The organism is Mesorhizobium sp. AA23 (assembly GCF_001672435.1).
In the GTDB taxonomy this organism is placed as follows: domain Bacteria; phylum Pseudomonadota; class Alphaproteobacteria; order Rhizobiales; family Rhizobiaceae; genus Mesorhizobium.
Genome location: NZ_LYTP01000013.1, coordinates 22,690 through 43,991, shown reverse-complemented (window position 1 = coordinate 43,991; position 21,302 = coordinate 22,690). Strand labels below are relative to the sequence as shown.

Annotated in this window: 23 protein-coding genes; 11 read left to right on the top strand and 12 right to left on the bottom strand. The window is 64.2% G+C overall.

From position 1 onward, the window contains the following. Positions 1-121 precede the first annotated feature (121 nt). On the bottom strand, positions 122-904 hold the full coding sequence (locus A9K66_RS29505) for an SRPBCC domain-containing protein (RefSeq protein WP_245307530.1): 783 nt from the start codon (positions 902-904) through the stop codon (positions 122-124). Further along, positions 901-1,221 carry a metalloregulator ArsR/SmtB family transcription factor gene (locus tag A9K66_RS15100; RefSeq protein ID WP_067324834.1) on the bottom strand — a complete coding sequence of 107 codons (321 nt, stop codon included), beginning with the start codon at positions 1,219-1,221 and terminating at the stop codon, positions 901-903. The genes A9K66_RS29505 and A9K66_RS15100 overlap by 4 nt, the downstream gene beginning before the upstream one ends. A 141-nt stretch (positions 1,222-1,362) precedes the next feature. On the opposite strand from A9K66_RS15100, the gene A9K66_RS15095 reads away from it, so the two are divergent. Together A9K66_RS15095 and A9K66_RS15090 are read left to right on the top strand one after the other, a co-directional pair. After that, on the top strand, positions 1,363-1,542 hold the full coding sequence (locus tag A9K66_RS15095) for a CsbD family protein (RefSeq protein ID WP_082953881.1): 180 nt from the start codon (positions 1,363-1,365) through the stop codon (positions 1,540-1,542). 166 nt (positions 1,543-1,708) lie between these two features. Next, positions 1,709-1,888 carry a CsbD family protein gene (locus tag A9K66_RS15090; protein WP_082953880.1) on the top strand — a complete coding sequence of 60 codons (180 nt, stop codon included), beginning with the start codon at positions 1,709-1,711 and terminating at the stop codon, positions 1,886-1,888. 131 nt (positions 1,889-2,019) lie between these two features. Here A9K66_RS15090 and A9K66_RS15085 read toward each other — a convergent pair whose 3' ends face one another. After that, a complete protein-coding gene (locus A9K66_RS15085) occupies positions 2,020-3,153 on the bottom strand; it encodes a metallophosphoesterase (protein WP_067324832.1) in 1,134 nt (377 codons plus the stop codon). 145 nt (positions 3,154-3,298) lie between these two features. On the opposite strand from A9K66_RS15085, the gene A9K66_RS15080 reads away from it, so the two are divergent. Beyond that, positions 3,299-3,892, top strand: coding sequence for a hypothetical protein (locus tag A9K66_RS15080; protein ID WP_067324830.1), 594 nt, complete (start codon positions 3,299-3,301; stop codon positions 3,890-3,892). A gap of 45 nt (positions 3,893-3,937) precedes the next feature. Here A9K66_RS15080 and A9K66_RS15075 read toward each other — a convergent pair whose 3' ends face one another. Beyond that, positions 3,938-4,597: a TetR/AcrR family transcriptional regulator gene (locus A9K66_RS15075; protein ID WP_082953879.1), complete on the bottom strand. Its 660-nt coding sequence runs from the start codon at positions 4,595-4,597 to the stop codon at positions 3,938-3,940. Between A9K66_RS15075 and A9K66_RS15070 the strand changes: the two genes are divergently transcribed. Continuing rightward, a complete protein-coding gene (locus A9K66_RS15070) occupies positions 4,590-5,471 on the top strand; it encodes an NIPSNAP family protein (RefSeq protein ID WP_348626444.1) in 882 nt (293 codons plus the stop codon). The genes A9K66_RS15075 and A9K66_RS15070 overlap by 8 nt on opposite strands. Here the strand turns inward: A9K66_RS15070 and A9K66_RS15065 are convergent, their stop codons facing one another. Continuing rightward, positions 5,472-6,308, bottom strand: a complete 837-nt coding sequence (locus A9K66_RS15065; RefSeq protein ID WP_067324826.1) for an alpha/beta hydrolase — start codon at positions 6,306-6,308, stop codon at positions 5,472-5,474. Next, positions 6,305-7,243 (bottom strand): choline ABC transporter substrate-binding protein, encoded by a 939-nt coding sequence (gene choX, locus A9K66_RS15060; protein WP_067324824.1) that lies wholly within the window; start codon positions 7,241-7,243, stop codon positions 6,305-6,307. The genes A9K66_RS15065 and choX overlap by 4 nt, the downstream gene beginning before the upstream one ends. A gap of 108 nt (positions 7,244-7,351) precedes the next feature. On the opposite strand from choX, the gene betI reads away from it, so the two are divergent. After that, positions 7,352-7,963 carry a transcriptional regulator BetI gene (gene betI, locus A9K66_RS15055; RefSeq protein WP_067001160.1) on the top strand — a complete coding sequence of 204 codons (612 nt, stop codon included), beginning with the start codon at positions 7,352-7,354 and terminating at the stop codon, positions 7,961-7,963. Here betI and A9K66_RS15050 read toward each other — a convergent pair. Beyond that, positions 7,896-8,930, bottom strand: a complete 1,035-nt coding sequence (locus A9K66_RS15050; protein WP_082953878.1) for a LysR family transcriptional regulator — start codon at positions 8,928-8,930, stop codon at positions 7,896-7,898. The genes betI and A9K66_RS15050 overlap by 68 nt on opposite strands. Before the next feature lie 105 nt (positions 8,931-9,035). On the opposite strand from A9K66_RS15050, the gene A9K66_RS15045 reads away from it, so the two are divergent. The 4 genes from A9K66_RS15045 to A9K66_RS15030 all read left to right on the top strand — a co-directional run bounded on the left by A9K66_RS15045 (position 9,036) and on the right by A9K66_RS15030 (position 12,475). Beyond that, positions 9,036-9,518 carry a cupin domain-containing protein gene (locus A9K66_RS15045; RefSeq protein ID WP_067324822.1) on the top strand — a complete coding sequence of 161 codons (483 nt, stop codon included), beginning with the start codon at positions 9,036-9,038 and terminating at the stop codon, positions 9,516-9,518. 132 nt (positions 9,519-9,650) lie between these two features. Next, a complete protein-coding gene (gene fumC, locus A9K66_RS15040) occupies positions 9,651-11,048 on the top strand; it encodes a class II fumarate hydratase (protein ID WP_067324820.1) in 1,398 nt (465 codons plus the stop codon). Positions 11,049-11,498: 450 nt separating this feature from the next. Then, entirely contained in the window at positions 11,499-11,921 is a 423-nt protein-coding gene (locus A9K66_RS15035; RefSeq protein WP_067001137.1) for a DoxX family protein, read from the top strand. Positions 11,922-12,052: 131 nt separating this feature from the next. Continuing rightward, complete coding sequence (locus tag A9K66_RS15030) at positions 12,053-12,475, top strand: DoxX family protein (protein ID WP_067324818.1); 423 nt, start codon at positions 12,053-12,055, stop codon at positions 12,473-12,475. A gap of 4 nt (positions 12,476-12,479) precedes the next feature. Here the strand turns inward: A9K66_RS15030 and ppx are convergent, their stop codons facing one another. Together ppx and A9K66_RS15020 are read right to left on the bottom strand one after the other, a co-directional pair. Beyond that, complete coding sequence (gene ppx, locus A9K66_RS15025) at positions 12,480-14,015, bottom strand: exopolyphosphatase (RefSeq protein ID WP_067324816.1); 1,536 nt, start codon at positions 14,013-14,015, stop codon at positions 12,480-12,482. After that, a complete protein-coding gene (locus A9K66_RS15020; protein WP_067324814.1) occupies positions 14,012-16,207 on the bottom strand; it encodes an RNA degradosome polyphosphate kinase in 2,196 nt (731 codons plus the stop codon). Before A9K66_RS15020 ends, ppx begins: the two co-directional genes overlap by 4 nt. Before the next feature lie 238 nt (positions 16,208-16,445). Between A9K66_RS15020 and A9K66_RS15015 the strand changes: the two genes are divergently transcribed. Next, positions 16,446-16,691: a zinc-finger domain-containing protein gene (locus A9K66_RS15015; RefSeq protein ID WP_066997164.1), complete on the top strand. Its 246-nt coding sequence runs from the start codon at positions 16,446-16,448 to the stop codon at positions 16,689-16,691. Positions 16,692-16,717: 26 nt separating this feature from the next. Further along, entirely contained in the window at positions 16,718-17,947 is a 1,230-nt protein-coding gene (locus A9K66_RS15010; protein ID WP_067324812.1) for an FAD-dependent monooxygenase, read from the top strand. Between the two features lie 148 nt (positions 17,948-18,095). Here A9K66_RS15010 and A9K66_RS15005 read toward each other — a convergent pair whose 3' ends face one another. Genes A9K66_RS15005 through A9K66_RS14995 form a run of 3 tightly spaced genes read right to left on the bottom strand, consistent with a single transcriptional unit; the run spans position 18,096 to position 21,264 of the window. Beyond that, the gene (locus A9K66_RS15005) at positions 18,096-18,899 is read right to left on the bottom strand and encodes an amino acid ABC transporter ATP-binding protein (protein ID WP_066997155.1); all 804 of its coding nucleotides are present in this window, start codon (positions 18,897-18,899) and stop codon (positions 18,096-18,098) included. 15 nt (positions 18,900-18,914) lie between these two features. Beyond that, positions 18,915-20,072 (bottom strand): amino acid ABC transporter permease, encoded by a 1,158-nt coding sequence (locus tag A9K66_RS15000; RefSeq protein WP_067324810.1) that lies wholly within the window; start codon positions 20,070-20,072, stop codon positions 18,915-18,917. A gap of 4 nt (positions 20,073-20,076) precedes the next feature. Further along, a complete protein-coding gene (locus A9K66_RS14995) occupies positions 20,077-21,264 on the bottom strand; it encodes an amino acid ABC transporter permease (protein WP_067324808.1) in 1,188 nt (395 codons plus the stop codon). Between the last annotated feature and the right edge of the window lie 38 nt (positions 21,265-21,302).

The following is a 21,302-nucleotide window of genomic DNA, read 5'->3' as shown; positions in this document are numbered from 1 at the left end:
CCTTTTTCCTGCCTGGCAGTTTTGGGCCTGTCGTCAGCAATTCATGAGCAATCGAGAAAAACTGATGACAAAAGACGCCTCCCGCGCCCTGAAAAAGCGCGAGAGGCGTTTTCTATTGGCCTTACATGATTGTGCCCATCATCGGCAGGATTTCATAGCGGAAGCCGCGGCCGGAACGCGCCACAGGGTCGCCCTCGGTCACGGCCCTGGCCTCGGCTTCGGTGCTGACCTGCAGGATCAGAAGCCCCCACGGTCCGACTGGATCGGCGACTGGGCCGGCAATCATCATTCTGCCTTCACGAAGCAGGCCGCGCAGATAGTCGGCATGCGCATTCATCAGCGCCCTCTCCTCCTCCGTCAGGGTGAAGGCGAAATCCGGACGCGGCGGAATCAGCCGGCAATGGAAGACCGAAGGCGACCTGGCAGCCGTCTCCTTGGCAAGGAATTCGTCCAACCAGCCCAGCACGCGCTCCCAACCGGAACCGTGATCGCGGCAGGAGTCCCGTCGCGACCCGAAGCCGTCATGGCGCAGCGTCAGCCGGGTGCCGTTCTCGACGGCTTCGAGCGTATAGGTGACGGTGGTGAGGTTATCGGCGTCCCAGGGCGCCTTCCAGGTCATCACCAGACGATGCGGCGGCTCGACCTCGAGATACTCGCCGGCGACATGGAAGTCCTGCCCGTCCGCGCCCTTGCCTTCCGAGCGCCAGGCGCCGCCCGGCCGGACATCGGCCGTGTGCTTCGTCGTCCGGTACATGTTGTCGGCGCCCCACCAGAGCGGGATCTGGTCCTCAGCGGTAATGGCGCGGAAGACGCGCTCTGGCGGCACGGCGATCGTCACCGTGGCAAGGATGGTACCGGCGGAAATGTCGGCGATCGCGCGCGGCTTGTCTTGGATGGCCATCATTCATTCTCCAGGTAGGATTTGAGATTGCCGAGGCTGTGCTGCCAGAAGTCTCGGTAAGGCAGGATCCAGTCGGCGACATCCTTCAATTCCGCCGGCTCCAGCCGGTAGACTCGCTCGCGGCCCTGCCGCTGCTCGGAAACGACGTTGAGCTCGCGCAGTATCCTCAGATGCTTGGAAATGGCCGGCCGACTCTGCGAGAAGGCGGACGCCAGTTCGTTGACCGGCGCGGGGCCCTGCCGCAGCCGGTCGAGGATGGCGCGCCGCGTCGGATCGGCGATGGCGTGGAAGACGGAACGGTCGTGCTCAGCCTGCGGCATAATGCGTATCCATTTGGTTACACATTATGCCGAATTCGGTCGCCGGTCAATTATCCTCGACCGGTGTGCTTTGGCGCAACGGAACCGCGAAGCACTCCGGCCCGTTTCTCCTCGCGAATTGGATCTCCGGGAGATGCGGAGATGGTGAACATGGACCAAATAGTGGGCTTGGCGAAGCAGATCAAAGGTTCGATCCGGCAAGCCATAGGCAAGGCCACCGGCAACCGGCCGATGGAAATCAGGGGCATGGCGGACAAGTCGGCAGGCCAGGTGCAGAAGGCCTGTGGCGACATGAAAGCCATGCTCAAAAAGGCGATGTGACCACCGGGCCCCGCGGTCAGATCTCGAACGCCCGGCACGGGCTGTCCGTCATGCCGACAGCGGCGTGATGCGGCAGGCCGCACGGAACTCAAACATTGCCCGTTCGTTGTCGTGGCGGATGCGGTTGGCGCATCCCGCTCCTATTCCAGGCCCAGGAGATGCGGATATGGTGAACAGGCATCAAGTTGCCGGCATCGCCAAGCAGGTAAAAGGCAGGCTGAAGCAGGCGGCCGGCAACGCCACCGGCAGCCGGCGCCTGCAGGTGGAAGGCATGTCCGAAAGAATTGCCGGCAGGGTTCGCAAGGCCTATGGCGACGTGAAGGACAAGGCTCGCAAGGCGCTCTGACCCATAGCCGCGAGGGCAATGGCCGACCCGCGCGCCGGCCTGTTCGTCGTTTTAGCGCCGACCGCGCCAAGACCGCAGAACAGCTCGAACAACGGGCCTGGCGCAACTCTACCTGGCGGCGCTTTCTCCGTTCAGGTGGACCAGCTTTTGGCGAAGGCGTTGGTGAAGACGACCTCGCCATGGTCGCCGGCCGCCTCACCCAAGACCACGTCCATGTGGTCATCGGTCACCCGCGCCAGCGCGAAGCCGCCCATGAAAGCCGCCTTCGGCTTGACGAGATCGAGCCCGTCGCGCCGGTAGATCATCGGCACTGCGTGCTGATGGCCGTGGAAAATGGCGATCACATTATACCCCTTCAGCGTGGCGACAAGCGCCTGGCGGTCGGCGTCGCCCCACCAATGCGGGCGGCCGGCGCCGTCGTCGCCATAGGTGCGCTTCACTGGATCCCAGCGCTCGACCGAGAAGGTGTCCCAACCATAGTGCTGGAAGAGAATCACCGGACGGCCGTCGCCGGCATAGGTCGCCAGATCCTGCTTCAGCCATGGCAGGCTGCCTATCGCGTCATGGCCGGTGTCGCCGGCGAAGCGATGCGTCTGGACGAGGTGCAGGCCGCCCCAGTCCCAGGAATAGCAGTCGGTGTCGACATCGTAATTGGTCGCCGGCACCGGCGGCTTGAAGAAGACGCCGGGGCGATGGTTGACCTCGACATAGTCGCGCATCTCGCGACGGTACCAGTCGACATGGCGCTTCGGCCCATTCTGGTCGAGGTCGTGATTGCCGAGCCCGACATAGACCGGAACATGCACGCGATCGGGGCCGATGCCTTGCTGGTAGCGCTGGCTGAACTGCAGAAGCTGCGTGCCTTCGCTCGGCTCAGTGATCTGGCCGCCGCCGTCATCGGTGATGTCACCGCCGGTGACGAGGCCGAGCGGCGTGGCGATGCGTGTGCCGGCCGAGCGCAGGCCGGTGGCAGCGCCGCTGATCTCGGCCGGCCACTCTTTGTCGTCGATTGCGTTGAGCACGGCCACATTGCGCAGCAATGCCGCGTCGGTCTTGCCCTCCTGCTCGCAATGCGGGCTGAGCCCGGTCGCCATGCGGCAGGCATGGATATCGGCGATGAACAGGAAGGTGGCGTCAATCGGCTGGATAGGCTGGCCGGTCTGGGCGAAAGTGGTGTCCGGCAGGGCGCAGGTCGCGGCAAGGCCGGCCACCCGGGCCAGGAAATCGCGCCGGGACAAGAATGCTGAGGATAAGCGATTCATCATCGCGCCATTGGAACATTTTCAGCGCCGGATCGTCCAGATTGGCGGCTCTTTTCAAGCATTGGTTGAATTCGTGAAGGGCACTTTGGGTCGACAGCGCAGAGAGGGTCTGTCATTCCTTCCAGAACACATTTCCAGGAGAGAAGGCATGAAACCCGTGACGACCTGTGTGGCCCTCTCCATGCTGGCCCTCACCGGCACCGCCGAGGCGGCCGACTGCGTGGACGCCAAATCCGCCAAGGCCGGCTTCGTGCTGGAGAAGCCCGGCATCCGCAGCGAGTTCCGGCCGGCGCCGGGCGGCATGGTCGCGGTCGCCAACAACTACCAGTCGCAATCGCCGCAGACGCAATATCTCTACGCCGGGCTGATCGAGATTTTCCGCGATAGCGACACGGGCCGGCTGTCAATGATCCCGCTCGGCGACCTCAAAAAGCTCTTCCCGCTGAAGGCCGGTGCCAAGAGCAAGACCGAGTTCGTACGGCTTTCGGCGAAGAAGGCGCCGAAGGGCACCGAAACACTGGCTTTAAGCGTCAAGGGCAAGGACACCTACAAGCTGGGCGACTGCAAATACACGGTGCTGACGGTGAAAGAGACGCTGACCGGCGATTCCGGCACGGTGATCGACAGCTTCACCGCGCTCTATTCGCCCGACCTGCAAGCGGTGCTGGCGCGGCGCTACGACGAGGGGACGAGCGCGCAGAGCGAAGTGGGGTTCGAGACGATCAAGCCGCTGAGGGAGTGAAGGCTGCCTTTCAGTCAGGGACTTACGATGATCCTCATACCGGCATCAGCGGATTGCCTGCTGCCGCACCACCCTGCGGCGTCGTCTGGCGGGCGAACCGTTCTGTGATGGCGGGGGCTCGACCCGCTCCAAACCCTCCAGGCACTGCCGCAACACACCGGCATCCTGCTCGGCCTTGGCCATCGACATGGCGCCGGAGTAAGCCGCCACCGTCAGCGCGGCAAAGCGGTCGGGATCGGTCCCACCTTCCCGGCCGGCCTCCTGATCGGCGCGCACCTTGTCGGAGATCGCCCGCCGCCAACCGGCGAAGATATCGGCCAACGCAATCCGGAAATCGGGATCGGCGAGCGACAGCTCATGGGCCAGATTGTTGAGCGGGCAGCCGCGCACATAGCCCTGCTGCTCGAGCGCGGCCGCCACCGCCTCAAACACGGCGCGCACGCCCTTGCGCGCCGAAGGCGCCGCCCGCACCGGCTCGATCCAGGTCTCCTCAACCGCGGCCGCCACCCGCTCCTCGATCACCGCCAGCGCCAGCGCCTTCTTGGTCGGGAAATGATGGTGCAGCGCGCCGCCGGTGACGCCGGCCGCCGCCATCAGGTCGCCGAGGCTCGAGGCGTGATAGCCGCGCGCCTGGAAGCAATCTTCCGCCACGTCGAGCACGCGCCGCCGCATGCCCTGCGGATCGTTAGTGCGCTTCTTGCGCATCGCCACCTCCACCTTTCCCCGTGGGAGAGAAGGGGAAGAACGTAGCATATTGACAAAACAGGACAACCGGTCTGTTTATAAACAGGATGAACACCCTGTTTTCGAGATTCTAGCCATGAACAGACCTTCCCGCCTTGCGTCGCCGATCGTGGAGCTCAGGCAATACACATTGAAACCCGGCCAGCGCGAAACGCTTATCGCGCTGTTCGACCGGGAGTTCATCGAGAGCCAGGAAGCCGCGGGCATGACCATCATCGGCCAGTTCCGCAACCTCGACCGTCCCGACATGTTCGTCTGGCTGCGCGGCTTCGCCGACATGGAGGCCAGGAGGAAAGCGCTCACCGCTTTCTATGGCGGCCCGGTGTGGTCCGAGCATCGCAACGCCGCCAATGCGACGATGATCGATTCCGACGACGTGCTGTTGCTGAAGCCCGCGTGGCCGGACGCCGGCTTCGACCTGTCGAGGCGCGAGCGGTCGACCGTGAGCGAAGGCGAAAACAAAAGTGCGCAGCCTCACTTAGACGGTATTGTTGAGATTTCGATTCATCATTTGCGCCACGGCATGGAAACCGGCTTTGCCGAGCGTTTCCGGGCGGAAATGGTTCCGCAACTGACGGCCAGCGGGGGCCGGCTGCTCGGCGCCTTCGTCAGCGAGCATGCCGAAAACACTTTTTCGCGGCTGCCGGTGCGAGCCGGCGAAAATGTCTTCATCGCAGTCATCGGTTTCGACGATGGCGACGCCCATGCGAACTATCGGAACGACCTTGGCGCTTCCCCGGCATGGCAGGCGGTTCGCCAAACCATGCAGGCTGCTTCGACGAAGCCGGCAGAGATGTTGCGCCTCACGCCTACGGCCCGATCGCTGTTGCGGTAGTCACTCGGCTGGCAGCACGTCGGCTATTGCCTTGGCGACGAAGGCCGGGTCTTCCCAATGCGGGTTGTGGCCGCAGTCCTGCGCCCAGACGAGACGCGATCCGGCAAGCGCCTCGGCCAAAGCCTCCTGGTGCGCTTGGCCGAAGAGCGGATCGCAGGCGCCGGCAATGATCAACGTCCGGACCCGCACGGCCCGCGCCGCCGCGGTCAGATCCGTCCGGCGGATTTCTTCGAGAATGGCGCGCCAGCGCGCCGCCGGCATCGCCGAAGCGTCCGCCGCCAGGCCGGCAAGAAGGGCCCGCGGCACGCCGGACCCGCAGGCGTGCCACCAGTCGTAGAACGGATCAGTCGGCGAGATCGGGTCGCGCAGTTCCGCCACGCCGTCAACCAACGGATGGTCCGGCGCGAAATCTGCCTTCAGCGCCCCGGCCAGGATGACCAGCCCGCCGACCAGTTCCGGATGCCGCGCGGCCACCTGCATGGCGACCATGCCACCCAGCGAATGGCCGAGAACGACCGGCCGGGCGAGCCGCAGGTTGCGGATCAGCCCGGCGACATCGTCGGCGAAATCGGCGATGCCAAAGCCCCTGCCCGCCTGCGAGGCGCCATGGCCGCGCAGGTCCGGCATGACCAGCCGCCGCGCGGAAAGATGCGGCGCCAGCAACGAGAAACTGCGGCTGGTGTCGGTGAAGCCGTGCACCAGGACGAGCGGCGGTTCCGAGCCGGCGACCTCGACATAGGCGAGGTCGAGGCCACCGACATCGACGAATCGCTTGCGGCCGGCCCAGGCGTCCTGCTCGCCCCCCTGTCCCGACAGATCCAATGCCGCGGGCCTCACAGTCCAAGCTTTTCCTTGACCGCGGCGAGGCCCGGCTTGCCGTCGAAGGTGGTGACGCCGGCGAGCCAGGCGTCGACCCGATCCTTGTTGAGCGTGATCGACTTAAGCGCCGCTTCCTCCGGCTTCATGCCGTCATTGATGAGGTAGCCCATGCCGACACTTTCCAGATCGATGTCGAAGGCAAGGTTCTTCAGGAACTGCGCCACGTTTGGGCACTCCTGCAGGAATCCCTTGCGCACCTGCGTCGTCACGGTCGCAGCGCCGAAATTCGGGCCGAAGAACTTGTCGCCGCCGGTCAGGTACTTGAAGTCGTACATCGTGTTCATCGGATGCGGCGCCCAGCCCTGGAAGACGATGAACTGCTTCTCCTTGATCTCGTAGCCGACCTCCGAGAGCATGCCGGCTTCGCTCGATTCGACCACCTGCCAGCCGTCGAGCTGAAACTGAGGATCGGCGATGGCATCCATCATCAGCTGGTTCGAGCCGGGCTCGATGCCGTACATCTTCTTCCCGAACTTGTCGGCGAATTTGTGCAGGTCGGAGAGGTCCTTGACGCCGGCTTCCCAGACATAGGTCGGCACGGCGAAGGTGTATTTGGCGCCGACCAGATTGACCCGTACATTCTCGATCGAGCCGTCCTTCTTGTAAGGCTCGTAATAAGTGACCATGGCCGGGTCCCAGTAGCCGAGGAACAGGTCGAGGTCTTTGTTCTTCATGCCTTCGTAGATCACGTTGATGCCAAGCACGTCGCTCTGCGGCTCATAGCCGAGCGCCTGGAGCAGGACCTTGGCCACGCCGGTCGTGAAGGCGAGATCGTTCCAGCCGGGCTCGGCCATTCGCACCACCTTGCATTCCTCCACTTCGGCCGCCTGAACGGTTTGAGCGGCCACCATCAAGGCAGCGAGACAGACGCCATTCGCAAGCAAGCGCACCATTCCGGTTCTCCTCTGTTGACCATTTGGTCATGTTATTGTCCCAGTGGTCAATGATTGATCTGAGCGGGCGAAAATGTCAACATGGATTCGCAAACATGGATCGATCCGGTGAAGCTCACACGTCTCAGCGACATACGCCGCAAGGAGTTGCGGCAAGCGGCCTTTGCGGTGCTCGAGCGCGAGGGCATTGCCGGCGCCACCTTGGAAAAGGTCGCGGCCCAGGCCGGCGCCTCGAAGGGCATCGTGCTGCACTATTTCCGCAACAAGCAGGAATTGTTCGAGCACGCGATGCGCGAGGCCAATGCCGTGCTGTGCAACGCGGTGGTGGCGCGGCTCAAGCGCGCGCGAACGCCGATGGAGCGGCTGGACGCGGTGATCGAGGGCAATTTCGAGGAGCATTTGTTCCTGCCGCCGCTCTGTCACGCCTGGCTGTCGCTGTGCGCCGAGGTGCCGCGCGACGAGAAGCTGGCGCGCATCCAGCGAGTGATCCACGCGCGCATGCGCTCGAACCTGTTGTCCGGCCTGCGCGGCCTCGCATCGCCGGAGTTGGCCGCGGAGATCGTACTCGGCGTCACCGCTCTGATCGACGGGCTGTGGCTCAGGCTTGGCCTGCAGCCGGGCAGCGTGTCGCGCGCGCAGGCGGTCCGCCAGGTCAAGGACTATGTCGCGGGGCGGCTCGCGCTGCGCCAGCCCGCTGCCATCGGCCTGGCGGTCGGATAACAGAGTCTACTCCCCCGACCTCATCCTCCAAGTTGCGGAAACCGAGCGCCTCGACCTCCACCAGGATCTGCTCGCGGATCCAGCGATGCGGCGCCTCGTCGTCATGGCGGGCGTGCCAGTACATCCTGACCGCCGGCGAGGGAATCGAGATCGGCGCCCGGTAGATGCCGAGCGGCAAGGATTTCGCCGCCACCGCCGCGAACTGCATTGGAACGGCCGCCAGATAGGGTCCGCTCGCCACGGCCAGCGCGACCGCCTGGAAATGCGGCAAGGCAAGCGTGACCCGGCGCGTCCGGCCCATCTTCCCCAGCGCGTCATCGGTGAAGCCCGACATCGAGCCGTCGATGGAGCGCAGCGCGTGCGGCAGCTCGCAGAAGAGATCGAGCGGCACCTGCTCGCCTTCGGCGATGCCGGCCCGATTGAGCTCTGCATTCCCCTTCGCCGCGATGACGGCGAAGGGCGAGCCGAACAGCGGTACGCTGGAAACCCATTCGGCGACTTCCAGGGGACGCTCCAGCGCCACGTCGATTTGGTCCTCCTGCAACAGTTTCGAGACGTCGCCGATGGCGCTATCGAGGAAGCGGAATGACACTGATGGCGCCACCGCCGCGATGCGCGCGGCAAAGGGCGGCATCAGGAGCATGGAAAAGAAATCCGCGCCCATGAAGGTGAAGGTCCGCTCCAGCCTGGCCGGATCGAAGTCCTTCGCCGGCTGGAAAGGACGCTCGATCTCGCGCAGCGCGGCACGCACAGTCCCGGCCAGGCTTTCGGCGCGTGGCGTCGGCACCATGTCGTTGCCGCGCCGCACGAAGAGCTGGTCGTTGAGCGTATGCCGCAGGCGGTTGAGCGCGGCACTCACCGCAGGCTGGCTGAGGCCGATCTGCTCGCCGGCGCGCGTCACGCTTTTCTCGCGCAAAAGCGCGTCGAGCACCCTCACCAGGTTGAGATCGAGCGCGTTCAAATTCATCGCATCAATTCAGCCCATATGATCATTCGATTTCCATCGCCCACGCGTCGCTGGTTAGTTCGCCGTCGACGCCGCTTCGCCGGCCCAACACAAAGCAGAGACACCATGACAATGATCAACCGGACCATCGCAGGCAAGGAACTCCTTTGGTTCAACAACACGCTCGTCGCCATCCAGGTCTCTTCGGCCGACGGAGAGGACGGCATCTGCGTCATCGAGCATCGCCTGCCCTATGGCGATTCCCCGCCGCTGCATATGCACCGCAACGAAGACGAGGTATTTCACATCCTCGAAGGACAAATGCGTTTCCAGATCAACGGCCATGAGCGGGTCGTGGGCGCGGGCGAAACCGTCATCGCGCCGAAGGGCCTGCCGCATACATACAGGGTCGAATCTCCGCAAGGCGCGCATACGCTCACCGCCACGCGCGGCTCGGATTTCGAGACGATGGTGCGCCTGGCGAGCCGCCCCGCCGAACGGCCGGACCTGCCGCAGCCGGGGGCGCCGACGCCCGAGATGATGGCGACGCTGACGAGACTCTGCGCCGAGAACGGCATCGACATTGTTGGACCGCCGATGGAGGGCTGATCTGGCCCACAAGGGGGGGGAGATCGGCAGCCCCCTTCAACCGATTTGCACTTCCTCGGCCGCAATCTCCGCTTGAAGGGTTTTGTGCAACGCGATACGCCCTTGCGCAAATCGACAGACCGGAGATTTCCCGTGAGCGCTGAGAAGACCAGAACCGAAACCGATACATTCGGTCCCATCGAGGTCGCGGCCGACCGCTACTGGGGCGCGCAGGCGCAGCGTTCGCTCGGCAATTTCAAGATCGGTTGGGAAAAGCAGCCGGCCTCGATCGTGCGCGCGCTGGGCATCGTCAAGCGCGCCGCGGCCGAAGTGAACATGGAGATGAAACGGCTGGACCCAGCCATCGGCAAGGCAATCGTGGACGCCGCGCAGGAAGTGATCGACGGCAAGCTCGACGACCATTTCCCGCTCGTGGTCTGGCAGACCGGTTCGGGCACGCAGTCCAACATGAATGCCAATGAAGTGATCTCCAACCGGGCCATCGAGATGCTCGGCGGCGTGATGGGCTCCAAGAAGCCCGTGCACCCGAATGACCACGTCAATATGAGCCAGTCGTCAAACGACACCTATCCGACGGCCATGCATGTCGCCTGCGCCGAGCGGGTCGCGCATCACCTGATCCCAGCGCTCCACCATCTGCACAAAGCGCTCGACGCCAAGGCCCGCGCCTTCAACCACATCATCAAGATCGGCCGCACCCACACGCAGGACGCCACACCCCTTACGCTCGGCCAGGAATTCTCCGGCTACGCCGCGCAGGTCGCGTCGTCGATCAAGCGCATCGAGCAGACGCTGCCCGGCCTGCAGGAACTGGCGCAGGGCGGCACCGCGGTCGGCACCGGGCTCAACGCGCCGGTTGGCTTTGCGGAAAAGGTGGCGGACCGGATCGCCGCCATCACCGGCATCGCCTTCGTCACGGCGCCGAACAAGTTCGAGGCGCTCGCAGCACACGATTCCATGGTGTTCTCGCATGGCGCGATCAGCGCGGCGGCCGCCGCGCTGTTCAAGATCGCCAACGACATCCGCCTGCTCGGTTCAGGCCCGCGCTCGGGCCTCGGCGAGCTGTCGCTGCCGGAGAACGAGCCGGGCTCGTCGATCATGCCGGGCAAAGTCAACCCGACGCAGTGCGAGGCGCTGACGCAGGTCTGCGTGCAGGTGTTCGGCAACAATGCCGCGCTAACCTTCGCCGGCAGCCAGGGCCATTTCGAGCTCAACGTCTACAACCCGCTGATGGCCTATAATTTCCTGCAGTCGGTGCAGCTGCTTGCCGACGCTTCCGTATCCTTCACCGACAATTGCGTCGTCGGCATCGAGGCGCGGGAAGACAACATCAAGGCGGCGCTGGAGCGCTCGCTGATGCTGGTGACGGCGCTCGCCCCCACCATCGGCTACGACAACGCCGCCAAGATTGCCAAGACCGCGCACAAGAACGGCACCACGCTGCGCGAGGAAGCTCTCGCCACCGGGCTGGTCAGCGAGGCCGACTACGACCGGCTGGTGCGGCCCGAGGACATGACGCATCCGGGGTAGTTCTCGCGGCGCGGACAGTCCCAAGAGGTCGTCATTCGAGGGCGAAGCAGGAGCTAAGCTCCGTCGCGGAGACCCTAAAAACCATGCCGTAGCCTCGATCGAAGGGGCAGCGACGCAAGATCTGCACCGCAGCGGCTGTTCTGACGTCACGGAATGGAGCCTCGGGTCTGCGCGCGTCGCTTCGCTCCTTGCTCCGCCCGTACCTGACGACCCGATCGGGCGTTTCGGCTAGCCTCCGAGGTCTGCGACTGCAGCCCCACCGATGGCTTGGCTATTTTGCGGGGGCACAATTTACTCGTTAATCCCAGTCCGCCGACACGATTTTCGCGCGCATCCGCCGGTCACCGAAACATACTGCCTGTGAACAATGTGTCGCCGCATCGGCGGCTTTGGTGAACAGTCTTCGTCGTCTATCTGACTGGGCATCCAACACGATTCGGAGACTCGCCAATGTCCATCAACACTTCCGCCGCCGGTACCAGCATCGCGTCCAACAGTGCCACCACCATCCTGCTCGGCCGTATCCTGCTCGCCGTCATCTTCCTGCTTTCCGGCTTCGGCAAGCTTACCGCCATTTCCGGCACCGCCGGCTATTTCGGCGCCCTCGGCCTGCCGCTTCCGACCGTGACGGCCGTCGTGGTCGGCCTCATCGAGCTGCTCGGCGGCCTTGCCATTCTTGTCGGGTTCCAGACGCGGATCGCCGCCTGGTTGCTCGCCATCTTCACGATCGCTACCGGCCTGGTTGCTCACACCGGCTGGGCCGACCAGATGCAGATGATCCAGTTTCTCAAGAACCTCGCCATCACCGGCGGCTTCATCCTGCTCGCCTCCTCCGGCGCCGGCGCCTATTCGATCGACGCCAAGCGCGGCTGATCTCCTTCCCCTCCCAAGCTGAAACTTTGGCGGCGCGGAATTTTCCGCGCCGCTTTTTCGTTTTCTCGAGTGCAGGCGTACACTGCACCGAGAGCCGGTGCATTCCCGGGTACCGGCAAGGGAGGTGGGCCATGAACCGCAACGCGTTGCTTCTCGCCTCGCGGCTCCTGCTTGCCGCGCTGTTCGTGCCCTCGGGCTTCCAGGTGCTGACCAATATATCCGGCGCGATCAATTATTTCGCCGGCCTCGGCCTGCCGCTACCGACCCTGGCGGCCTGGGGCACCGGCCTGTTCGAGCTGATCGCCGGACTTTTGATCCTGGTCGGTTTTCAGACGCGGATCGCGGCGCTGCTGCTTGCCGCCTTCACTATCGTGGCCGGCTTCATCGGCCATTTCGGCCAGGGCGGCGAGGATGCGACCTTAGCCTTCATGCACCGGCAGATGCTGATGAAGGACATTGCCATTGCCGGGGGCTTCCTGGCGCTCGCCATGGCCGGCGCCGGCGCATGGTCGGCCGACGGCCGCCCCTTCGGCGTCGGTGCCGAGATCACCTGAGCCGTCACTTGACGGAAATGCTTGGCCCGCCTTCGACCGCCAGCACCAACCGGCGGTTGGTGATGCGCGCCAGCTGCGCCAGACGCCCGGCGGGTCGTTCGCCATAGAGGTCGGCAAGCGACGCAGGCAGCACCAGCGCAAGCGCACCGTTGCCGCGGCTTTCCCATTTCAGCCGCGGCATGACCCCGGGCATCGCCGCCGTCAGCAGGTAGACGACACGCATCATTGCCGCCAGCACGCGGGCGCGCTCGAGCATGCGCGGCGGCGCCAGGGTCTTGATCTCGGGCGCGATCGCATCGTTGAAGATGCCGTCATGGCGATAGGCGTTGGTCAGGGCCAGATAGGCGCGGCCAGGATGGTCGACGCCGATAAAGGACGCATGCGCGATGATGTTGAGCGACTGCCGGCCGCGATATTCGGGATGCGCCCGCCAGCCGATATCGGCAAGCAGGCAGGCGGCGTGGCGGTAGCGCGCCTCATCCACCGTCTCGTCGATGCCGAAGGCCTTGAAAGCCTTGTCCGTCCAGTCGACGAGGTCATGCGCGTGATGGACCGAGCGCGAGCGCAGCAGCGCCAGTTCCTCCGCCGCGGAGATCAGCGGATCGGCCTTCTGCTCGGCGGCGTCGAGCAGCGAATAGAGGAAGCCTTCGCGCACGCCCTGCGCCGAGACGACGATCTTCGAGGGCTGCATTGCCGCCATGATTTCCTGCAGCACGACCGCACCGTAAGGCAGCAGCGAGCGGCGGTTCTTGGAGACGCCTTCGATGCCCTTGACCTTTTCGACCTCGCCCTTGGCCACCTGCCTGAGGAAGTTCAGGGCGCTGTCGGCGGCGATCTCGTAATGATGCATGACGCCGAGCGGGTAGTTGGTCATTTCCATATGGAGCCGGGCGAGGTTTCGCCAGGTTCCGCCGACGGCGTAGAACACGCTGCCCTGCCCGCCCTTCAAAAGCTTCGCCCGCGCCAGTTCCTGGCGCGCGATCTTCTGCGCCTGGACGAGAGAGTTCTTCGCCATGTCCTGCAGGCGCAGGCCGCCGAGCGGCAGCGTGATACCGTCGCCGATCGCCTCGCCATTGATGTCGACGAGTTCCAGGCTGCCGCCGCCAAGGTCGCCGGCGATGCCGTTGGCCGGATAGAAGCCGGAAATGATGCCAAGCGCCGAATAATGCGCTTCCTGGCGGCCTGAAAGCACGCGGATCTCGGTCTTCAGCACATCCTCGGCGCGGTGGATGAAGTCCGGGCCGTTGACCGCCTCGCGCGCGGCCGCGGTCGCCAGCACATAGATGTTCTCGGCGCCGGCTTGATCGGAAAGCGCGCGAAAACGGCGGAACTCCTCCATCGAGCGCGTCACCGCCTCGGGATCGAGCTTGCCCGTCGAAACGATGCCGCGGCCGAGGCCGGCCAGCATCTTTTCGTTGAACAGCATCGTCGGCGAGCGGGCCAGCCCTTCATAGACGACGAGGCGGATCGAGTTCGATCCGATGTCGATGATCGACAGCGGCCGCCGGTCCTGGAGCCGGCCCTGGGAGACTGAAATCACGCGGCGGCGTTCTTCTTGCGGCGCTTAAACTGTGCAATGCGCCTTGGCGCATGCGATTTCAGCGCGTCACCCCGTCCGGAAAGACTCGGATTGGTCATGAAATATTCCTGCGCGTTGAACGGTTCCTCGCCCTCCTCGAGCGCAGCGCGCCGGGAGGTGCCGTCAGCCAATACGTCGAAACTTTGCTGATTGTCCATGATGTTGCCGAGCATGATCTGGCCAAGCACCTGTTCATGCACAGTCGGATTGGTGATCGGCACCAGGGTCTCGACGCGGCGGTCGAGATTGCGCGGCATGATATCGGCCGAGGAGATGTAGACGATCGCTTCGTCGGACGGCAGACCGTGGCCGTTGCCGAAGCAGTAGATGCGGCTGTGCTCGAGGAAGCGGCCGACAATCGACTTCACCCTGATGTTCTCGGAAAGACCCGGCACCTGCGGCCTCAGGCAGCAGATGCCGCGCACGACGAGATCGATCTCGACGCCGGCGCGGCTGGCGTTATAGAGAGCATCGATGACGGTCGGATCGACGAGCGCGTTCATCTTCATCCAGATACGGGCCGGCCTGCCTTCGAGCGCATGGGCGATCTCCTCGGCGATGTGCCTCAGGATGCGGTCGCGCAGCGTGAACGGCGACACCGCAAGACGCATCTCCTCGGCAGGCTCGGCGTAGCCGGTGATGAAGTTGAAGATCTGCGCGACATCGCGCGCGATCGTCGGGTCGGTGGTGAAGAAGGACAGGTCGGTGTAGATGCGGGCGGTGACCGGATGGTAGTTGCCGGTGCCGAGATGCACGTAATTGCGCAGCCGACCGTCCTCGCGGCGGACCACCAGCGACATCTTGGCGTGGGTCTTCAACTCCAGGAAGCCGAAGACGACCTGGACGCCGGCGCGCTCGAGGTCGCGCGCCCAGCGGATATTGGCCTCTTCATCGAAGCGCGCCTTGAGCTCGACGAGCGCCGTCACCGACTTGCCGGCCTCCGCCGCGTCGATCAACGCCCGCACGATCGGGCTGTCGTTCGAGGTTCGGTAGAGCGTCTGCTTGATGGCGACGACTTCCGGATCGGCCGCCGCCTGGCGCAGGAACTGCACCACGACGTCGAAGGATTCGTAGGGGTGGTGGACGATGATGTCCTTCTCGCGGATCGCGGCCAGGCAGTCGCCGCCATGCTCGCGGATGCGCTCGGGAAAGCGCGGGTTGTAGGGCGTGAACTTGAGGTCGTCGCGCGGGATGGCGACGATCTCGGAGATCTGGTTGAGCGCCAGCGGCCCGGTGAGCACGCTGATGCGGCTCGACGATACTCCGAGCTCGCCGGCGACGAAGTCGCGCAACTCGGCCGGCATCAGCGTGTCGAATTCGATGCGGATGACGGAGCCGCGGCGGCGGCGCTTCAGCGCCGTCTCGAACAGGCGAACGAGGTCTTCCGATTCCTCCTCCACCTCGATATCGCTGTCGCGGATGATGCGGAACGTGCCCGAGCCCTTGACCTCATATCCAGGGAAGAGCTTGCCGATATAGAGGCCGACCGCTTCTTCCAGCGGGATGAAGCGGACATGATGCTTGCGGTCGGGCAGACGGATGAAACGCCGCAGCGCCACCGGCAAGCGCAAGAGCGCGCTCATCTCCTCGCCGTTCTTGCGGTGGCGCAGCTGCAGCGCCATCGAGAAACCGAGATTGGGGATGAACGGAAACGGGTGCGCCGGGTCGATCGACAGCGGCGTCAGCACCGGGAAAACCTGATCCTGGAAATGCTCCTCCAGCCACGCCTTCTCGTCCTTGGTCAGGCCGTCGCGGGGGATGCTTTCGATGCCTTCCTTGTTGAGCAGCTCCATCAAGACCGACAGGCTCTTCTGCTGGTCTTCCTGCAGGCGCTCGACCTCGCGCAGCAATTGCTCCAACTGCTGCTCAGGCGTGCGGCCGTCCGGGCTCTTCAACGCGATGCCCTCGCGCACCTGACCGGCGAGGCCGGCGACGCGCACCATGAAGAACTCGTCGAGGTTTGCGGCCGAGATCGACAGGAAGCGGACGCGCTCGAGCAGCGGGTGATGCTCGTTCAGCGATTCCTCGAGCACCCGGCGGTTGAACTGCAGCCAGGAAAACTCGCGGTTGACGAAACGGTCTGGATTGCCGCCGTCCGGGCTCGCCGCCTCGACGGTGATGAACTCGCTCTGCACCGGCTTCAGTTCGTTCATGGTTCCTGCTCTTGGCCACAAGGTCGTTCTGAGCGCCATACGCCGCCGGACGCGCTATGCACGCTCTAACACGCTTTTATGACGCATGATGTCACGGAATCGCTTCGTTTCCGGCCTCATGCGCTTAACCGGCTCAACTTATCCTCTGCCAGCCTTTTGCGACAGTTTCATTTCATCGATCTTGCAAACCGGCCGGTTATGATCCAGATGCAAACGGGCCGAACTGAAGGAGACGACGATGGCAGGCGGTACCATTCCCCATTTCCAGAACGACGCGGGCCATCCGGCGATCGATATCGGCGTCAAGGAATTCATGTGCACCGGCGCCAACCCGCCTTTCGACCACCCGCATGTATTCCTCGACATGGGCGACGACAATGAAAAGGTCTGCCCTTACTGCTCGACGCTCTACCGCTATTCGCCGAAGCTGAAGGCGACGGAAACCGAGCCTGCCGGCTGCCTCTATATCGACCAGGCCGCCTGATCGCGGATCTGGGTGACCGCTAGACCATGGAGGAGGCGCGGTCCCGGCAGGTCGTCATCGCCGGGGCCGGTATCGCCGGACTGACGGCAGCTCTTGCCTTTGCCGAACACGGCCATGCCGTCACGGTGCTGGAACAGGCCAGCCAGCTCGAAGCGGTGGGCGCGGGCATCCAGCTTTCCCCCAACGCCACCCGTATGCTCAGTCGGCTCGGCGCGCTCGACCGGTTGCGGCTGAGCGCGATCCGCCCGGAAGCGGTGGTGCTGAAGGGCGCTGCCACCTTGCGCGAACTGGCGCGCGTGCCGCTCGGCCAGGCCGGCGAAGAGCGTTGGGGCGCGCCCTATCTGGTGGCGCACCGCGCCGACCTGCAGGCGGCGCTGACGGCGCGGATGGCGGAGCATCCTGAAATCCAACTCGTCACCGGCGCGCGGGTAACGGACGTCGCTGTTCACCCGCAAGACATCGCCGTCGCCGCCGAAACGGATGGCGGCAGCATCGAGGCCGCCGGCGGCCTGCTGATCGGCGCGGACGGCGTCTGGTCGTCGGTTCGCAGGCTGCTTGCGGGTCGAGAGCCGGCCTTCGGGAAGAACCGCTTCTCGGGCGAGCTGGCCTGGCGCGCAACGGTTGCAGCGACAAGCGTCGCCGGCCAGGCTTTTGCAGCAATCGCCGCCGGCGACTGCATCACCGCCTTCCTCCATCCCGGCTTCCATATGGTCGCGTATCCGGTGAGCAAGGGCAGCGCCTTCAACCTGGCCGCTTTCACCAGAGGCGATCGCATCGCCGAAGGCTGGTCCGGCCATGCGGACCCCGCCATCCTCGCCAGCGCCATGCGCGGTACGTCGCCCGCGCTGGCAAGGCTTGCCGGGCTTGCCGGGCCATGGACGGCGTTTCCGATCCACACCGTCGAGCAACGTCGCTGGACGATGCCGAAGGGCGTAGCCCTGATCGGAGACGCGGCGCACGCCATGACCCCGTTCGCGGCGCAGGGCGCGGCGATGGCGATCGAGGATGCCGCGATGCTCGCCGATCTGGTCGCCGAATTCGACGGCGATCCGCGGCAGAGCCTCACCACATGGGAAAATCTCAGGCGCCCGCGCATCGAGAAGGTGCTCAGACGCGGCGCGCTCAACCGCATGGCCTGGCACGCCTGGGGCCCGGTTGCAATCGCGCGCAACCTGGTGCTGGCGACGCGCCCGGCGGAGAAGCTCGCGGGAGATTTGGACTGGCTCTATGGCTGGGAGGAGCGGAACAGGCGGTGAGGCGTTCGCTGCAGCGGTGTCCTGCACGACCGCCAATGCTACCGCGCCTCGACAACTATGGAAGGCGAGACCGGCAGCGCGCTTCACCAACCGGTCGCTCAAAAGCCCGGCCGTTGGCGGCCGGGCTTCTCGAATTGGCGTCAGAAGCTCAGTGCAGGATCTGCGACAAGAACAGTTTCGTCCGCTCATGGCGCGGATTATCGAAGAACTCGGCCGGCGTGTTCTGCTCGACGATCTGGCCCTGATCCATGAAGATCACCCGGTTGGCGACCTTGCGGGCAAAGCCCATCTCGTGGGTGACGCAAAGCATGGTCATGCCTTCTTCGGCAAGGCCAACCATCGTCTCCAGCACTTCCTTGATCATTTCAGGGTCGAGCGCCGAGGTCGGCTCGTCGAACAGCATGATGCGCGGGTTCATGCAGAGCGAGCGGGCGATCGCCACGCGCTGCTGCTGGCCCCCGGAGAGCTGTCCAGGATATTTGTTGGCCTGCTCCGGGATCTTGACGCGCTTCAGGAAATGCATGGCGATTTCCTCGGCCTGCTTCTTCGGCGTCTTGCGCACCCAGATCGGCGCCAGCGTGCAATTCTCCAGAATGGTGAGATGCGGGAACAGGTTGAAGTGCTGGAACACCATGCCGACCTCGCGGCGCACCTCGTCGATCTTCTTCAGATCGTTGGTGAGTTCCTTGCCGTCGACGATGATCTTGCCCTTCTGGTGCTCTTCCAGGCGGTTGATGCAGCGGATCATGGTTGACTTGCCGGAGCCGGACGGGCCGCAGATGACAATGCGCTCGCCGCGCATCACCTTTAGGTTGATGTCTTTCAGCACATGGAACTCGCCATACCATTTGTGCATGCCGACGATGTCGATGGCGACATCTGTCGTCGAGATGTGCATCTTCTTGGCATCGACCTTGAGGTCTTCCGCGCTGACGGCGTTTTCGGTGGCCATGGCCAATTCCCCTTTTTATCGTTTGTAGCCGGTGTCCAGCCGGCGCTCGGTATACATTGAATAGCGCGACATGCCGAAGCAGAACAGCCAGAACACGAAGGCGGCGAAGATCAAGCCGGACTTCGGGGTCTGCGGCGTCGCCCAGTTGGGATCGGAGAAATTCTGCTTCACCACGCCGAGCAGGTCGAACATCGAGATGATGAGCACCAGGCTGGTGTCCTTGAACATGCCGATGAAGGTATTGACGATGCCGGGAATGACCAGCTTCAAGGCCTGCGGCAGCACGATCAGGCCCATCTTCTGCCAATAGCCGAGGCCGAGCGAATCGGCGCCCTCATACTGGCCCTTCGGGATCGCCTGCAGGCCGCCGCGTACCACTTCCGCCATATAGGCGGCGGCAAACAGCGACACGCCGATCAGCGCCCTGAGGTACTTGTCGAAGGTGACGCCCTCGGGAAGGAAAAGCGGCAGCATGACGCTGGCGAAGAACAGCACGGTGATCAGCGGAATGCCGCGCACCGTCTCGATGAAGACGACGCACAGCCATTTGACGATCGGCATTTGGGAGCGACGGCCGAGCGCCAGAGCGATGCCCAGGGGCAGCGACACGGCCATACCAACGAACGAGAGACTGAGCGTCACCAGCAGCCCACCCCAGCGCGAGGTCTCGACATGCGGCAGGCCGAACACGCCGCCGACCAAAAGGAAGTGGGCGACGACCGGCAGCACGAGGAAGAGCAGGATGGCGTTCAGCCCCTTGCGCGGCACGCGCGGGATCAGCATCGGCACCAGCAACACCACGAACAGGATGGCGACCAGGATAGGCCGCCAGCGTTCCTCGATGTGATAGGTGCCGAACATGAACTGGCCGAACTTGGCGTTGACGAAAGCCCAGCAGGCGCCGGTCCAGCCGTCGGGCTGGATACCGCCTTGCGAGACGGTGGCGCAGACCGTGCGGTCCGGCCCGGTCCACACTGCGTTTATGAAGGCCCAGTTGATGACCTGCGGCAGGATCCAGGCGACTAGGGCGATGCCAAGGATGGTCAGGATAGTGTCGCCAACCGATGCGGTCAGGTTCTTGCGCACCCAGGCATAGGCGCCGCGCTCGCCAGGAGGCGCCGGCTGCGCCAGCGTCATCTCGGTGCGCACCCAGGACATGTCGTGTTCCTGCATGGCTCTACCTCTCCACCAGCGCCATTCTGGCGTTCACCACGTTCATCACCGCAGAGGTGACGAGGCTCAGCACCAGATAGGCGATCATCATGAGGAACACGCCCTCGACCGCTTGGCCGGTCTGGTTGAGCACCGTGCCGGCGGTGGCCGTCAGATCGGGGTAGCCGATGGCGATCGCCAGCGAAGAGTTCTTGGTGAGGTTCAGATACTGGCTGGTAAGCGGCGGGATGACGATGCGCATCGCCTGCGGGATCACCACCAGGCGCAGGATCGGCCCGGAGCGTAGGCCGAGTGCAGCCGCCGCTTCGCTCTGGCCTTTGCTGACGCCCTTGATGCCGGCGCGCACGATCTCGGCGATGAAGGCGGCCGTGTAGAAGGAAAGCGCCAGCAGGAGCGACAGGAACTCAGGCTTGATCTGAAATCCGCCTGTCAGATTGAAGGTCGACTGCTTCGGGAAGTCGAACGTAAGCGGCATGCCGGCGAGCAGGAAGGCGAGCACGGGCAGCCCCGCGATCAGGCCGACCGAGGTCCAGAACACCGGAAATTGCTGGCCGGTGGCCATCTGCCGCTGGCGCGCCCGGTGCGCGACAAACCACGCCATGGCGAGCGCCACGACGAAAGCGACCAGAACCAGCCAGGAGCCGTCGCCCCAGACACCGCGCGGAAAATAGAAGCCGCGCTGGTTGAGGAAGGAGCCGAACGGCAAGTGATAGCTCTCGCGCGGCGGCGGCAGCACCGCGAGCACGCCCGAATACCAGAAGAAGATGACCAGCAGCGGCGGGATGTTGCGGAAGATCTCGACATAGACCGTGCAGATCTTACGGATCAGCCAATTTTGCGATAGCCGGCCGATGCCAATGATGAAGCCGACTATGGTGGCGAGGACGATGCCGGCGGCGGCAACGATGATTGTGTTGAGCAGGCCGACGATGAGCGCACGGCCATAGGTTGCGTCCGACGTGTAGGCAATCGGCGTGTCGGAGATATCGAAACCGGCCCTGTTCCTGAGGAACTGGAAGCCTGAGGCGATGTGAAGGCGCTGGAGGTTCTCGATGACGTTGTTGACGATCCACCAGATCGAAACGAACAGAAGAATTACGACCAGCGTCTGAAAGAACAGGGCGCGTATTTTCGGGTCATTGATGAAGGAGCCGCGACCCGGCTCCTGCCGAAGGATTTCCTGCGAAGCCATAGACGATCCCCTGAAAAGAGAAACCGGGAGGCAGACGA

What these genes read in the sequence shown, in the direction of transcription:
- A9K66_RS29505 (WP_245307530.1), bottom strand. Translation starts at nt 904, where the DNA reads ATGATGGCCATCCAAGACAAGCCGCGCGCGATCGCCGACATTTCCGCC.
- A9K66_RS15100 (WP_067324834.1), bottom strand. Translation starts at nt 1,221, where the DNA reads ATGCCGCAGGCTGAGCACGACCGTTCCGTCTTCCACGCCATCGCCGAT.
- A9K66_RS15095 (WP_082953881.1), top strand. Translation starts at nt 1,363, where the DNA reads ATGGTGAACATGGACCAAATAGTGGGCTTGGCGAAGCAGATCAAAGGT.
- A9K66_RS15090 (WP_082953880.1), top strand. Translation starts at nt 1,709, where the DNA reads ATGGTGAACAGGCATCAAGTTGCCGGCATCGCCAAGCAGGTAAAAGGC.
- A9K66_RS15085 (WP_067324832.1), bottom strand. Translation starts at nt 3,153, where the DNA reads ATGATGAATCGCTTATCCTCAGCATTCTTGTCCCGGCGCGATTTCCTG.
- A9K66_RS15080 (WP_067324830.1), top strand. Translation starts at nt 3,299, where the DNA reads ATGAAACCCGTGACGACCTGTGTGGCCCTCTCCATGCTGGCCCTCACC.
- A9K66_RS15075 (WP_082953879.1), bottom strand. Translation starts at nt 4,597, where the DNA reads ATGCGCAAGAAGCGCACTAACGATCCGCAGGGCATGCGGCGGCGCGTG.
- choX (WP_067324824.1), bottom strand. Translation starts at nt 7,243, where the DNA reads ATGGTGCGCTTGCTTGCGAATGGCGTCTGTCTCGCTGCCTTGATGGTG.
- A9K66_RS15050 (WP_082953878.1), bottom strand. Translation starts at nt 8,930, where the DNA reads ATGAATTTGAACGCGCTCGATCTCAACCTGGTGAGGGTGCTCGACGCG.
- A9K66_RS15045 (WP_067324822.1), top strand. Translation starts at nt 9,036, where the DNA reads ATGACAATGATCAACCGGACCATCGCAGGCAAGGAACTCCTTTGGTTC.
- A9K66_RS15035 (WP_067001137.1), top strand. Translation starts at nt 11,499, where the DNA reads ATGTCCATCAACACTTCCGCCGCCGGTACCAGCATCGCGTCCAACAGT.
- A9K66_RS15030 (WP_067324818.1), top strand. Translation starts at nt 12,053, where the DNA reads ATGAACCGCAACGCGTTGCTTCTCGCCTCGCGGCTCCTGCTTGCCGCG.
- A9K66_RS15020 (WP_067324814.1), bottom strand. Translation starts at nt 16,207, where the DNA reads ATGAACGAACTGAAGCCGGTGCAGAGCGAGTTCATCACCGTCGAGGCG.
- A9K66_RS15015 (WP_066997164.1), top strand. Translation starts at nt 16,446, where the DNA reads ATGGCAGGCGGTACCATTCCCCATTTCCAGAACGACGCGGGCCATCCG.
- A9K66_RS15010 (WP_067324812.1), top strand. Translation starts at nt 16,718, where the DNA reads ATGGAGGAGGCGCGGTCCCGGCAGGTCGTCATCGCCGGGGCCGGTATC.
- A9K66_RS15005 (WP_066997155.1), bottom strand. Translation starts at nt 18,899, where the DNA reads ATGGCCACCGAAAACGCCGTCAGCGCGGAAGACCTCAAGGTCGATGCC.
- A9K66_RS15000 (WP_067324810.1), bottom strand. Translation starts at nt 20,072, where the DNA reads ATGCAGGAACACGACATGTCCTGGGTGCGCACCGAGATGACGCTGGCG.
- A9K66_RS14995 (WP_067324808.1), bottom strand. Translation starts at nt 21,264, where the DNA reads ATGGCTTCGCAGGAAATCCTTCGGCAGGAGCCGGGTCGCGGCTCCTTC.